Origin of the sequence: Legionella busanensis (assembly GCF_900461525.1) — a bacterium.
Taxonomy (GTDB): domain Bacteria; phylum Pseudomonadota; class Gammaproteobacteria; order Legionellales; family Legionellaceae; genus Legionella_C; species Legionella_C busanensis.
The window spans coordinates 186,594-201,121 of the sequence record NZ_UGOD01000001.1 but is presented as its reverse complement, the minus strand read 5'-3'; the positions used below and the strand labels follow the sequence as shown (position 1 = coordinate 201,121).

Below are 14,528 nucleotides of genomic sequence, written 5' to 3'. Positions count from 1 at the left end.
TCTAGCTGACAATAAACATTTTTGAAAGACGTTTACCTAAAAAGGAGTTTAGTGATGGTCTATATTGTTTCTCACTATATTGGTGGCCAAAAGCTGGATAATGATAATAGTGCAAATCAACGTACGCTCTATAATCCTGCTACAGGTGAAAAGATAGGTGCTGTAAATTTAGCCGATAAGCAAATTTGTGAGCTTGCTGTTAAAACAGCTAAAGAAGCGTGGTCTGATTGGGCACATACTGCGCCTGTAAAACGAGCGCGTATTTTATTTAAGTTTCGCGATCTCTTAGAAAAAAATCAGCGTGATTTAGCAAAGCTTGTCACCCAAGAGCATGGTAAAACAATTGATGATGCATTAGGTTCAGTTGCCCGCGCAATAGAAGTTGTTGAACTTCATTGTGGCTTAGTGTCGCAACTGCAAGGTCATTTTACACCTGAAGTGTCTACTGATATTGATTGCTACACATTAAGGCAACCCTTAGGTGTCTGCGCTGGTGTATCACCTTTTAATTTTCCTGTAATGGTACCTGTCTGGATGATGATTCCGGCCATTGCCTGCGGCAATACATTTATACTTAAACCTTCAGAGCAAGACCCTTCAGCCCCAATTCGCCTTTTAGAATTGCTTACAGATGCAGGTTTACCTGCAGGGGTTGCCAATTGTGTTCAGGGCGATAAAGATGCTGTTAATTATCTTTTACAACATCCAGATATCAATGCATTTACTGCTGTTGCTTCAACACCAGTAGCGGAATTTATTTATAAAACAGCAACTACAAATGGTAAGCGTGCCCATACTTTTGGCGGTGCTAAAAACCACTGTGTAGTTATGCCAGATGCAGACCTTGCGCAAGCCGCACAAGCGATTGTAGGGGCTGCTTATGGCTCTGCAGGAGAACGCTGCATGGCTATTTCAGTCGTTGTTACTGTAGGTGATAAAACAGCTGATCAATTATTAGATAAATTATTACCTTTAATTCAAGCAATTCGAGTTGATTCAGGCGATGTACAAGGCTGTGATATGGGTCCATTAGTTAGCAAAGAACATAGAGGGCGCGTTATTCAAGCTATTGATCAAGGTATTGAAGAAGGGGCTAAGTTACTTGTTGATGGGCGTTCTTTCAAGCATCCAATCCACGCAGAGGGATTTTATTTAGGACCAACGCTTTTTGATGAAGTTAAAGAATCCATGACCATTTATCAAAATGAAATCTTCGGCCCTGTTTTAGTAATACTACGAGTTAACGATTTAGATGAGGCTATCTCCTTAGTTAATCGACATCAATATGGGAATGGTACTGCAATCTTTACTAAAGATGGCTATTTTGCACGTGAATATAGCCAACGTGTACAGGTAGGCATGGTTGGTATTAATATTCCAATTCCTGTTCCTGTTGCAAGTCATCCCTTTGGTGGATGGAAACATTCCTCCTTTGGTGATACCAATATGCATGGGACAGAGAGTATTCACTTCTATACTCGAATTAAAACTGTAACTAGCAAATGGCCGGTTCATGAAAATGCCTCTAATGCTTTTATAATGCCGACTCATTAATAAGCTAAAGAGACTTACTTAAGTGAGGATGTTAAACGATCAGTTGGAGAGAAAATGGCTCGCATTGGATTCGTAGGATTAGGACATATGGGCTTGCCAATGGCACTTAATTTAGTTAAGGCAGGTCATCACGTAACAGGTTATGATTTACAGTCAGAGGCTTTAGAATATTTTGCTAGTGCTGGTGGCATTGCTGCTTTAGATTTAAAACAAACGGCGCACCATCAAGACGTTATTATTACTATGCTGCAAACAGGAAAGCAGGTACAACAAGTTTGTCTTAATGATGGACTTTATGCAGCTGCTTCACCCTCTACTTTACATATTGACTGTTCAACAATTGATGTTGCCACTTGTCAGATGCTTTATCAGCAAGCGTTAGAATATCAATTAATGATGATTGATGCCCCTGTATCAGGTGGAGTTAAAGGTGCTACAGCAGCAACGCTAACATTTATGATAGGTGGAGAGACAGAAGCATTTGAGCGGGCCAAACCTCTACTTACAGTAATGGGTAAGAAACTATTTCATACAGGTCCTGCTGGCAGTGGACAAGCCGCAAAAATTTGCAACAACATGATTTTAGCAATCAGCATGATTGCAGTCTCTGAAGCTTTTGTGCTTGCACAAGAATTAGGGCTTGCGCCTGATAAATTATTTGAAGTAGTTAATAACTCTTCTGGCCAATGTTGGACAACCAGTCATTATATACCTGTTCCTGGCCTGCTTCCGGATGTTCCAGCCAATCGAGATTACCAACCAGGTTTTACAGCAGCCATGATGCTTAAAGATTTATTATTAAGCCAAGAAGCGGCTAAACAAGTTAATATTGAAACAACCTTAGGAAAACAAGCGGCTGCAATTTATCAGCAATTTAATGAAAAAGGTTTAGGACAGCTTGATTTCTCAGCAATCATTAAAACTATCAAAAGGTAAATCATGGTTGGGCAAGAACAAAAAGATAGCTTTTGGGCTAATATTGCTAAAGAATATGTAGATTGGATTGCACCCTGGGGTACCCTGTCAAGTGGCGATTTTAATCAAGGTAAAATTCAATGGTTTCTTAATGGTAAATTAAATGTTAGTGCCAATTGTTTAGATAAACACTTGCCGACAAAAGCACATCAAACAGCTATTTTATGGGAAGGTGATAATGAAGATAAACAACAATCATTAACCTTTTCGGAACTTCATCATGAAGTTTGTCTAATGGCAAATGGGCTAAAATCATTAGGTATCAAAAAAGGTGATAGTGTTGCTATTTATCTTCCTATGATTCCTGAAGCGGTTATTGCCATGCTTGCTTGCACCCGCATAGGCGCAATTCACACTGTGGTTTTTGCCGGCTTCTCAGCGATGGCCTTAAAGCAACGCTTAGAAGCGTCACAAAGTAAGTTACTTATTACTAGTGACGGTTATAACCGTGGAGGTAAACTCTTCTCTTTAAAAGAGAATGCCGATGAAGCTAGTAAGAACTTAACTATAAAAACGTTAGTCATTAAACACAGCCAAGAAATGATACCCTTTGATTCAGTAAAAAATTATTGGTGGCATGAGCTAAAAACGACAGTTAATGCAGAATGCCCGCCTGAAATTATGGATGCAGAAGATCCTCTTTTTATTCTTTATACCTCAGGTAGCACAGGTAAACCTAAAGGATTAATACATACAACCGGAGGATACTTAGTTCAAGTTGCTTACAGCTTTCAGCAAGTTTTTGATTGTCGATCAACAGATGTCTTTTGGTGTACAGCAGATATAGGTTGGATAACAGGCCACAGTTATCTAATTTATGGACCACTTTGTAATGGCATAACTACTTTAATATTTGGTGGCGTACCTACCTGGCCTGATCCGTCACGTTGCTGGAAAATAATTGATAAATACAAAGTGAATGTATTTTACACAGCGCCTACTGCTATCCGAGCCCTAATTCGTGAGGGTGAGCAATGGTTAAAAAGCACTAGTCGACAGTCCCTGCGTCTTCTTGGCAGTGTTGGTGAACCTATTAACCCAGAAATTTGGCGATGGTATTATGAGAAAGTAGGTTTAGAACGTTGCCCAATTGTAGATACTTGGTGGCAGACTGAAACAGGCAGTATTATGATTAGTCCACAATATAACAAGACTCAATCATTTAAACCTGGTGCCGCTTGTAAGCCTTTGCCAGGTATTTACCCTGTAATTCTTGATGAAAAATATAATGAGATTGAAGGGCCAAGTGAGGGTATATTAGCCATCAAGTCACCTTGGCCTTCTATAGCAAGAACGATAGCAGGCGATCATGCGCGTTATCAAAATAGTTATTTTCATAATGGCTACTATATTACCGGTGACGGTGCTCGGCGTGATAAAGACGGTGATTATTGGATTAATGGTCGAATTGATGATGTTTTAAATGTTTCTGGCCATCGCTTAGGCACAGCAGAAATTGAAAGTGCATTAGTTGCTCACCCGGAGGTCGCCGAAGCTGCAGTAGTTGGAATACCTCATGAAATCAAAGGTCAAGGTATTTATGCCTTTGTAACTTTAAAAGAAATTTATAAACCTAGTGCTAAATTGGAACAAGAGCTTCTTGAAAATACGAAAGCAGCTATTGGTGCTATTGCCAAGCCTGAAGCTGTTCGTTTCGTTAATGACTTACCTAAAACACGCTCTGGTAAAATCATGCGCCGTGTCTTGCGGTTGATAGCTAGTAAAGAGGTAACATCTATTGACGAGCTAGGTGATTTATCAACACTTGCTAACCCACAAGCAATAGATGATTTATTTCAAAATTAGATTATTAATTCAGTTAATTTAATGTGGAAAATTTTTGACACAACATAATAAATTATAAATTTTTCTGCAATGTATTGTCAGTGATATTATGTATTTTCTCTACTTAGTGCATCTTCAGCTGGCCATTGATACCAAGTATTTAAAACCTTAATTAATTCCTCAATGCCTTCTTTTTTTAATGAAGAGAAAAGTTGAACGGTAATTAATTCGGGTAATAAACGGTAATGATTACGTACCTTTAAAGCTGTGTTTTTAGCTTCACTACGGCTGATTTTATCTGCTTTAGTTAATAAAATATGTACAGGTATTTGTCTACTTACAGCCCACTCTACCATCATTTGATCAAGATCTTTGAGTGGGTGTCGACAATCCATCAATAAAATTAAACCACAAAGACACTCTCTAACCTCTAAGTAATGGGCTAAGTTCTTCTGCCAATCTTGTTTAACTTGTAGAGCAACCTTTGCATAACCATAGCCAGGTAAATCAACTAAACGCCGTTCATCATCCAAAGCAAATAAATTTATTAATTGCGTGCGCCCTGGCGTTTTACTAGTACGTGCTAATTGCTTAACCCCTGTCAAACAGTTTAAAGCACTTGATTTACCAGCATTAGAACGACCTGCAAAAGCAACCTCGTAACCAGTATCAGCTGGCAATTGAGAAACACGCGCTGCACTTTGTAAAAAATAGGCCTTTGAATACGGATTATTTAACATTATTATACATTTTCATTTTGGGATTTTTGCTTAAGCAGTGTACCATTAAATGAAGGATAATTCTGAGGTTAGGATGAAAAAAATAGTCTTTGCTATTACTATTATGTCTACATTCGCTGTACAAGCTGCTGATAAGACGCTAGTGGCGCCTGCCAAAGCAGCAACTTGCGTTGCTTGCCATGGCCCAGAAGGAAATAGCACAAACCCACTTTGGCCTAATATTGCTGGCCAACATGCCTTATATCTAGAAAAACAATTATATGATTATAAAAAGGTAAAGACTCGTAATGTACCTGTTATGACTGCTATTGCAGCAACTTTAACTGATCAAGACATTAAAGAGTTATCTACTTATTATGCTAAATTACCGCTTACTCAAGGCGCTACTCCCCAAAAATATGTTAAACAAGGTGAAGCAATTTATCGTGGTGGCGATTTAAGTAAACATATTACAGCATGTATTGCATGTCACGGTCCTAAAGGAACAGGAAATGCGCAAGCAAACTTCCCTGTTTTATCAGGTCAACATGCTCAATATACCATTTCACAATTGCAGGCATTTAAAGAAGGTAAGCGTAGTAATGATTTAAATGAAATTATGAGAGATATTAGCCATCGTATGAGCCCAGAGGATATGGAAGCAGTTGCTTACTATATTCAAGGTTTACATTAAACTTTAAGTGAGAAATAAGTTATGTTAAAACGTTTATTAGTTCTTGTTTTATTATTTCCTATACTTGCCCAAGCAGAAAACTTTGTTATAGGGAAAGATTATGAAGTTATAAAATCTGCCCCAACAAAGAATACTAAAGTGACGGTTACTGAGTTTTTTAGTTTTGGCTGTCCTTGGTGCTATCGCATTGAATCAAATTTAGATCAATGGGTTAAACAACAAAATGGTAAAATTCACTTCATTCGCATACCTGTAGTCTTTAATAAAGACTGGTCATATTATGCTAAAGCTTACTACACTGCTGAACTATTAAATCTAAGTGATAAGTTAAATCCTCTTTTATTTAAAGCGATTCAAGTAGATAAAGCTTCTCTGAATAATAATCAAGCAATGATTAATTTCTTTGTTAAGCAAGGGGTAGACAAAGAAACCGCTGAAAGTGCATTTATGCATTCGCCTACTGTCGATATGAAAATTAATAAAGGTAATGCGAAAATGGCAGCTTATCATATTAACGTGGTACCTTCCTTTGTCGTTAATGGCCAATATAAAACAGATTTGCAAATGGCACAAAATGAAGAGAGGCTGGTCAAAATTCTTAATTTTTTAGTTAATCAAACAAATCAAAAAAGCTAATTCTTAAATTACTAAAGCTACTTTAAAGTAGCTTTTTGCCGAATGCTAGCTTATTTAAGACTAAACTAGATAACGTTTATTAAGTTATTTTGTACGCGCTACCTTAAAATCTTTAAGGGCACTTCTATTTACTTCCTCTCCCGCACAAGAAATTCAATTAGTGATGATAAGCTTTTGGGGAGAGGGAATAGATAGAAGTGCCCTTAAAGATTTATTTTTCTATTCGTCTTTTACAGTGATAATAATAGCTCGACCTGCTGTTAGCGTGCGTGAGATATGCCCTGTACCTGTAGTGTCAGTTGCAAATAAGACATCACCTGCTTTAAATATTTTAGTTTCACCACCACTTGCTTCTACTTCAACTTCACCTTCTTGATAAATAATAAATTGTTTAGTTGGGGCTGTATGCATAGGAAAAACTTTTCCAGCCGGATAGGTTCTAAAGCGCATGGTATCAACTTCAATTTTAGATGAATAAGAACCTAAGGGCTCTTCTGTTTCTGGCAGAGCAGATTCTTCTTTAAAATAAGATTTTTGATCACTACCTGTAAACAATAAAAAATATTTCATAGTATTTAAAAATTAGGGAACATTTATAATTAATAGCACGAAAATATGATATTAAATTATTAAACTTAATGGTTTCCGCTAGATTTCCACCTACATAGCAAACGTAGGTTGGGACTAAACGAAGTGTAGCCCAACAAATTATGAATGGGCTACATGCCTTATAATTGAAACTATTGGGCTGCGCTATGCTTAGCCCAACCTACTTATCCTGCGCTTACGCTTATTACTGAGACTTACCTCTTAAATCAATATCCCAACAATCGACTACTAGATCATTTTCACAAATAAAAAATTTATCAAATAGATTAATAGTCGGATCACAGTGTGGCACTATGAGCTCTAATACGTCACCTAGCTTAGGAAGCTTGCCATCTATTGCTGTTATCTTGCCATGCTCATCACCAAAGCCGCCCCAGTCATAACTTAATCCTTTTGGTACTATAATTTTGGGTTGGTGCTTATCGACATAAATAGATTTAGTACCGGCATCCACAGTAACATGTTCTGCTCTGTTAGCACTAATTACAGTAGTTAATAAAGTCATGGCTGGTTGAAAAGTATGGAAGCAATTAGGATCTTTTTTTGAACCAATTACAGTATAATCTACGTCCATCACGGTATAAGAGCCTGGCTGAATTTCTGTAACCTCAGATGCTTCAATGTCTATATCATAAGTACCCGTGCCACTACCGGTTAAAATTTCGCAAGGTAGACCTTTTTGCTTAAATTCTTTAACTAAATTACTTGCCATTTGCATCACTTCTAAGGAGGATTTTCGTCGCTCTTCATAAGATTTGATATGTTGCAAATTACCAGCATAGCATTGTAAGCCTTTTAATTCTAACCCTTGACATGATTGAATATACTTGCCTAATTCAAGCGCTTTTTCAGGTTTTATTCCAGTTCGTCCTATACCCGGATCAATATCTATTAACACATTAATTTTTATTTGCTGAGCTTGAGCTGCTGCATTTAAAGTAGCTACATTATTTTGATTATCAACGACAATCATGGTTTCAGGTGCTTGTTTAACACAATTAAGTAATCTTGTTATTTTGTTAGGTGTTACAACGGGCGATGTAATTAAAATAGAATGAATACCTGCAGCAATTAATACCTCAGCTTCAGCAACTTTGGCAGCACTAACACCAATAGCCCCATATTGCAGCTGAAGTGTAGCTAATTTTGAGCATTTATGTGTTTTTACATGCGGTCTTACTTGAATATTGTGCGCTAAAACATGTTGCTGCATAAGCTGTAAGTTATACAATAACTTATTTTTATCTATTACCAGGCAAGGGGTATCAAGTTCAAATTTTGACAAGCCCACGGGGTTATAATCATCCATTTTTATCTCAAATCAAAATAAATTTTAGTGTACTGACTCTGATCTTTCGTCAGATATTCCTGGGTTCTCTAAGCTTAAAACGCCGGTGTTAAAATCATAAGCGAAGATTTCGCCATAACGTCCCCAATCAATCATAGTACGTAAAACACGCTCAGCTTCTTTTTCAGTAAAGTAATCTTCTAATTTAGTTAGAAAACGCTCTTCTGATACCCGGTGGCCAACTTTTTCATCTAAAACATGGCGAATATAACGCGCTAGAGGAACTTTATCTAATAAACGTTTAGTAAATATTTTCTTACGCGTTTGCAGATCAGCATTTGCATAATCTCTGCCAAGTTCTGTCAGTTGAATATCGCCGTCTGAGACTCTTGCAAAGCCTAAAATTTCTAATGTCTCTAATAAGGGGAATAAATCATCAATATTCATCATTAATTCATCAGCAAGCTCAGGCAAGTCAATGCGCTCGCTAAATGACGTCATTGTTTCGATTAACCCCGATAATTCCGATGGATCTACATCCGGTAAGCGGTAACCTAAACCAATTTGGCGTTCTCGTTGTGCACGTTTGGCTTTTTCACGTAGGCCTGTTGTCATTACCGTATAAATTTTATCAACTAACTCTTGAAATTCAGCAGTCTCAGGGTTACGTGGCTGTGGTAAAGAGACTTTTAATTCTGCTCGAATGTACCCAGGATCACTACCAAAAATTATAATACGATCAGCAAGCGTTGCAGCTTCTTCAATATTATGAGTAACCAATAATATTCCATTAGTATTAGTCTTTTTTTCTTGCCATAAATTAAGTAAATCCGACTTTAAATTTTCTGCTGTTAAAACATCTAGAGCAGAAAAAGGTTCGTCCATTAATAAAACATCTGGATTAATAACTAGCGCTCTAGCAAACCCCACTCTTTGCCGCATACCGCCTGATAACTCTTTAGGAAAAGCTGATTCAAAACCATCTAAACCAATTATATCAATTGCTTCAATTGCACGTCTTCGGCGCTCTTCTCGATTAACGCCTTGTGCTTCTAAGCCTAGCTCTACATTTTCCAACACCGTTAACCAAGGCATTAACGCAAAGGATTGGAAAACCATAGCAATTCCAGCAACAGGTTTAATAACAGGTTGGCCTCGATAAGTAACACGACCTGCTGAAGGAGGGACTAAACCTGCAATAATACGTAATAATGTTGATTTACCTGAACCTGATTTACCAAGTAAGGCAACAATTTCTCCTTCGCGCAATTTAAAATTAACATCTTCAAGGACTAAAAGTTCTTGATTGGATGCTTTTTTAAATGATTTACGGCAATTTTCTAACTCAATAATTACATTTGGCATAAGCCTATTAAAACCTCAGTTAAAATTAAAACGCTCATGTGCTAAACGATATAAAGGGCGCCACAATAAATGATTAAATGCAAGTACATACAAACACATCATACCAGTACCTAAAGCAATTCTAGGAAAATCACCGGCTAAGGTACTTGCTTGAATATATTCGCCAAGGCCAGTCGCTTTTAAAGTAGTATTGCCCCAACTAACTAATTCAGCAACAATACTTGCGTTCCAAGCACCGCCAGCTGCTGTAATGGCACCCGTAATATAAAATGGGAAAATACCTGGTAAAGCTAATCGCTTCCACCAAAGCCAACCAGATAAACCAAAATTATTTGCAGCAAGATAAAGATCGCGAGGAATAGCTGAAGCACCTGCGATTACATTAAATAAAATGTACCATTGAGTACCAAGTATCATTAATGGGGTTACCCAAATTTCTACACTTAAATTAAAACGAACAATAGCAATAACAATTAAAGGATAGAATAAATTAGCAGGAAATGCTGCCACAAATTGAATAATTGGTTGAATTTTTTGGGCAATTCTTGGCCTAAGTCCAATCCATACACCAACAGGAATCCAAATAAGCGAACTTAAAACAATTAAGATAATAACCCTTGTACCTGTCGCAGCGCCTAAAGCAAAAACATATAAAATGTCGCTAAATTTTAATTTAGCTAAAATAAACTCTAATAAAAACCAGCTGCCACTCGCTATCCCTAACAAAACAAAACTATTCCATATCCAATCGAGACGTCTTTGATGATGAAGATCAATTTCTTTACTTACAGGCGGCCCCTGACTAAGCCAACGCGCGTTGACAAATTTTTCTTTTATAATCGAAGCATTGTTTCTTAGACGTTTCATTAATTGGCTACCACGAATTAAATCAATAAGCCAGGATTGATACTCTTCTTCGTCGGGTCTTTGCTCTATTTTAAATTTTTCAGACCAAGCAATAAGGGGCCTAAAAAGAATTTGATCATATAAGAAAATAACAATAATCATGGTTAAAATGGCATAACCAACAGCTGCTAAATTATGTTGTTCAATGGCGACAGCAATATAAGATCCTACGCCGGGTAAGCGAATTTGTTGATGAGCAACGACAATGGCCTCTGATAATACAACGAAAAACCAACTGGCCGACATTGAGATCATCATATTCCAAAGTAAACTTGACATAGAAAACGGAACTTCTACTTTCCAAAATCGCTGCCAAGCAGATAGTTGAAACATTGCTGCTGCTTCTTTTAAATCTTCCGGTAAAGTCTTTAATGATTGATAAAAACTAAAGGTAATATTCCATACTTGCGCTGTAAAAATAGCAAAGATAGACGCACATTCTGGGCCTAATAAACTATTAGGAAATAGATGGATAAAACCTGTTACTGTAATGGATAAAAAACTTAAAACAGGCACAGCTTGTAAAATATCAATAGCAGGAATGATAATTTGCTCAGCTCTTCTATTTTTACTTGCTAAAGTACCTACAATAAAAGTGAATAAAATTGACAAAATTAAAGCAATAAACATACGCAACACTGTTCGCGCAGCATAAAATGGCAATTTAGTAGGGCTTAATGAAATAGATAAAGGATCGCCAAGTTGATAAGGAACAGCCATCTGTTGGCCAGTCCAGCCTAATAAAAATAAAATAGATAAAATTAAAATTAGTAATAATAGATCCCAGCGATTGAGAAAACGGCTAACATTTTCACGGTTAGCAAAATAAAAAGGGTTATTATTGCGTACCAACCTTTTCTCCCTTGTTGATTATTAGACAGAAATTATCTCTAACTTACAGACTTACTGCAAAATTACACAAGTTTAATTATGGTTTTCCTTAAGAAGGATTTTTTGCAAATGTTATTAGATTCAAACAAATTTCATTCTAAGCAGTTATAAAGCTTATAAAAATTCAGAAAGCGATTTTAATGCCATTTATAAAGAATATATAAATATAGTGGCTAATCCTGCAGTAATTTACTAGACTTCTGCGAAAACTGCCATTGACGGCTAATCTTATCACTAATGGTTTTCGCAGAAGTCTATATTTAATTATTATATTCAGACTAATTTGTAATGACCTTTGCTTGCAATTACAAAAAATACTTTTTAAAGTTAATTCCAATTTACCTAGTTATTATACTCTTTATAAAGAATAATAATTTTACTTTCTGCTTATTTTTACGCAGGATACCACAAATAGTTAATTATCAACAAATAACTTGGTGATTATCTATGTATGAGTATGCTGATTAACTGCTCTTATTTAAAGGCAAGGATTAAGTTATGTATCGGTTTCTTAAATTCGTTAAAACTTTATTACTTTTATGCCCTTTAATAACTTATGCAGATAATACGCAACTTGCAGTATGGGCAAATGAAGCTATTGTAGCTACTTATACTTATAGCTTTAATAACTTTATTCAACGCCAGCGTGAAATAGCTCAGTATTTTACAGCACAAGGCTGGACTGCTTACAGTGATGCCCTGAATGCATCTAAACTCCCCGAAACAGTCATGAAAAATAATTTTTTTGTTAGTGCGGTAGCTACTATGCCGCCAGAAGTTAAAGCGCTAAGTACAAACCAGTGGCAAGCAACCATGCCTTTGTTAGTTGTTTATAAAAATCCACAATTTCAACAAAAGCAAACGCTTGAAGTAACTATTTATTTTAATCAAGTTCCTAGTAATCAGGGTGTAAGAGGATTGGCTATTAATGCATTGCAAGCAAAAGTTATAGAGCCACTTTGCGAATGTCAGCCTTCTAAAAAAGCTGACGGGCAATTATCCCCAAATGCACCAAAATAAGGCAAGCTAATAAAACAATAATAAAATTCAGCTTAGTTGGGATTTTTACATCTAAAACTGCTTGTTGTGGGTCAATTGGATTATAAAAAACGTCAATGTCTTCATCTTTTTCAAAAGCCACTGCGGCCCGATACGCTACTCTACGAGAATACTTACTATTAGGATTATTATGAGATGTATCGAGAAAGAAGTACTCACCTAAGAAATCTTTATCATAAACTTGATAGGTGTACTCAATTTTGGGCCATAAGTGATAACCATCTCTAGTCCAAAGAAAACGAGTAATCCGTCCTTTAGTTAAAAACCAAGTCCGTGCTTTTAAGAGGGTTTGCCTATCATGCCAAAAATGCTTAAGTAATAGAAGCAATAATAATAACCAAGTAATATCAGCAGCGCCTCGCCAAGAAATGAATTCACCTAACACAACGACTAATCCTATCTATTTTTTTAATTACCTTATAAGTATAGATTATTTAAATTGGACCTACTAAAAATCAATTTACTGCTTAGAACTAGCGGAAATTTAACTCAATAATCGTATAAAAAGATGCCAATAAAAATATTGTAAAATTTATCAAATACAATGGATTAAATTAACAAATTTGACAAGTCCTATTTTATATCAGAACTAGCTTTATCATTATCATTTATTTTATTAGCTCTTGATTTCCAAAGTAAATAAATTACAAGCATAACAATTATTAATAAGCCTAGGGCAAAAAATGGCCTTGTTGCAAACCAAGCTATAGCTAAAAAAATGGTCCATAAACAAATTCCTAATACTAAGGCAATTAAACCTGTACCAAAACCAATTAGAGTTCCTACAAAAGGGATGACATCTGCTAAAACAACTAATGGACGCATTAATAGAGCAAATCCTATAACTACCATAACTAATGTTACAAATCTAATTGACCACATAGTCATACGATTTTCATCTTGAGCTTCTCTAATCATTCCGGCATGAGATACTTGCCCACGGGATAAAAGTAATACATCTTCCCCAGCTTTTGCATGATATGCTTGTAATGTTGTACCTATTTGCTGCGCAATAATACTTACCTCTTGCGGAAGAACTGCTAAAAGTGAAATGCGTAAATCACCTATTTGTGGATTTTGCATATCCTGTCCAAGATATAATTCATTATTAATGAGCTGTACGGGCTTGTTAAATTGCTTTTTTAACTTGTCTAGATCAACTTGAGATAAATCAACAGGGGTGGTTGCAGTAATTTTTTCTATTAAATCAGGTGGTAAAGTGAAGTCCCCTAGGGTTACATGGGACGCCACTTGTCGTGCAGAGTGAACAGGCATATTTCCTGGGTTTTGATAATTGCTTTCTTTAAATTGCGAACTATTAATTAAATTTTCTGACCATATCTTATTATAGATATAACTTTTAATAGTACGCTCAGACCCACCTAATTGCTTTTCAGTTCTTGTTTTTTCTTCTTGTTGCCATTGATACATTTCTACTTTTCTAATTAAAGCAATAGCGACTAAATTAGTATTTAATAATGGATCTTGAAGGGCATTGTTTGTCGTTGCAAGGCCAGAGACATGAATCACCCTTAAATTATTTTTGCTATCAATTGGACTTGGTGGAACACTGATTAATACTTTACATGCTTCTGATAAAGAACGTGCCATAATCAAGCTATGATTTTCATTCCAAAAAATAAGATAAATAGCAATTCCAATCAGAATAAAACCAAGCAAAATACCTGCAAGAGAGTCCTTAAGACGACTTCCCCAAGACTTTACGGTAACCTCTTGCATATAATGACCTCATTTAGTCTGCCTCTGGCTCATAAAATTTGATTATTATTAATAAAGTTAGGTTATTTATAAAGTATAAGCTATTTTAGCCTTCAATAATTAAATTTTTTATAAATTACCCGTATTTAGAAGGTAAAGAAGTAATGTTTTATACAAATAATCTTGTTTTATGCAGTTAATAGGTAAATCCTTAAAGGAAATACAATAATTTTTGTATAAAATATATTTATCAATCTTAATAAAACACTGTGAGCTGATTAACATAAGCCTTATGTTGCACTTGTAGTAAGCACCTATCAGGGTATAA

At 36.0% G+C, this 14,528-nt stretch carries 13 protein-coding genes; 6 read left to right on the top strand and 7 right to left on the bottom strand.

Annotation, left to right across the window (positions count from 1 at the left end; genetic code table 11):
• Positions 1-54 precede the first annotated feature (54 nt).
• From DYH30_RS00940 to acs, 3 genes are read left to right on the top strand one after another with little or no spacing between them, the layout of a single operon-like run.
• Entirely contained in the window at positions 55-1,554 is a 1,500-nt protein-coding gene (locus DYH30_RS00940) for a CoA-acylating methylmalonate-semialdehyde dehydrogenase (RefSeq protein WP_115329658.1), read from the top strand.
• 54 nt (positions 1,555-1,608) lie between these two features.
• On the top strand, positions 1,609-2,490 hold the full coding sequence (gene mmsB / locus DYH30_RS00935; protein WP_115329656.1) for a 3-hydroxyisobutyrate dehydrogenase: 882 nt from the start codon (positions 1,609-1,611) through the stop codon (positions 2,488-2,490).
• Positions 2,491-2,493: 3 nt separating this feature from the next.
• Positions 2,494-4,335, top strand: a complete 1,842-nt coding sequence (gene acs, locus DYH30_RS00930) for an acetate--CoA ligase (protein WP_115329654.1) — start codon at positions 2,494-2,496, stop codon at positions 4,333-4,335.
• Positions 4,336-4,421: 86 nt separating this feature from the next.
• Here acs and yihA read toward each other — a convergent pair whose 3' ends face one another.
• Positions 4,422-5,054, bottom strand: a complete 633-nt coding sequence (yihA, locus tag DYH30_RS00925) for a ribosome biogenesis GTP-binding protein YihA/YsxC (RefSeq protein WP_115329652.1) — start codon at positions 5,052-5,054, stop codon at positions 4,422-4,424.
• 103 nt (positions 5,055-5,157) lie between these two features.
• Between yihA and DYH30_RS00920 the strand changes: the two genes are divergently transcribed.
• Both DYH30_RS00920 and DYH30_RS00915 read left to right on the top strand, forming a co-directional pair.
• Positions 5,158-5,727 (top strand): c-type cytochrome, encoded by a 570-nt coding sequence (locus DYH30_RS00920; RefSeq protein ID WP_242604703.1) that lies wholly within the window; start codon positions 5,158-5,160, stop codon positions 5,725-5,727.
• 21 nt (positions 5,728-5,748) lie between these two features.
• Entirely contained in the window at positions 5,749-6,363 is a 615-nt protein-coding gene (locus tag DYH30_RS00915; RefSeq protein ID WP_115329649.1) for a thiol:disulfide interchange protein DsbA/DsbL, read from the top strand.
• Positions 6,364-6,582: 219 nt separating this feature from the next.
• On the opposite strand, the gene DYH30_RS00910 is transcribed toward DYH30_RS00915, so the two are convergent.
• From DYH30_RS00910 to DYH30_RS00895, 4 genes are all read right to left on the bottom strand, one after another.
• The gene (locus DYH30_RS00910; RefSeq protein WP_115329646.1) at positions 6,583-6,933 is read right to left on the bottom strand and encodes a cupin domain-containing protein; all 351 of its coding nucleotides are present in this window, start codon (positions 6,931-6,933) and stop codon (positions 6,583-6,585) included.
• A 223-nt stretch (positions 6,934-7,156) separates the two neighbouring features.
• Positions 7,157-8,281, bottom strand: a complete 1,125-nt coding sequence (locus DYH30_RS00905; protein WP_115329645.1) for a DSD1 family PLP-dependent enzyme — start codon at positions 8,279-8,281, stop codon at positions 7,157-7,159.
• A gap of 24 nt (positions 8,282-8,305) precedes the next feature.
• Entirely contained in the window at positions 8,306-9,625 is a 1,320-nt protein-coding gene (locus tag DYH30_RS00900) for an ABC transporter ATP-binding protein (protein WP_115329643.1), read from the bottom strand.
• A gap of 15 nt (positions 9,626-9,640) precedes the next feature.
• Positions 9,641-11,251, bottom strand: coding sequence for an ABC transporter permease (locus DYH30_RS00895; RefSeq protein ID WP_423202825.1), 1,611 nt, complete (start codon positions 11,249-11,251; stop codon positions 9,641-9,643).
• A gap of 669 nt (positions 11,252-11,920) precedes the next feature.
• On the opposite strand from DYH30_RS00895, the gene DYH30_RS00890 reads away from it, so the two are divergent.
• Complete coding sequence (locus DYH30_RS00890) at positions 11,921-12,442, top strand: DotI/IcmL family type IV secretion protein (protein ID WP_115329638.1); 522 nt, start codon at positions 11,921-11,923, stop codon at positions 12,440-12,442.
• On the opposite strand, the gene DYH30_RS00885 is transcribed toward DYH30_RS00890, so the two are convergent.
• Both DYH30_RS00885 and DYH30_RS00880 read right to left on the bottom strand, forming a co-directional pair.
• On the bottom strand, positions 12,399-12,866 hold the full coding sequence (locus tag DYH30_RS00885) for a DUF3592 domain-containing protein (protein WP_242604696.1): 468 nt from the start codon (positions 12,864-12,866) through the stop codon (positions 12,399-12,401). The two genes, DYH30_RS00890 and DYH30_RS00885, sit on opposite strands and share 44 nt — an antisense overlap.
• 188 nt (positions 12,867-13,054) lie before the next feature.
• Positions 13,055-14,221 carry a TMEM43 family protein gene (locus DYH30_RS00880; protein ID WP_115329636.1) on the bottom strand — a complete coding sequence of 389 codons (1,167 nt, stop codon included), beginning with the start codon at positions 14,219-14,221 and terminating at the stop codon, positions 13,055-13,057.
• Positions 14,222-14,528: the final 307 nt, after the last annotated feature.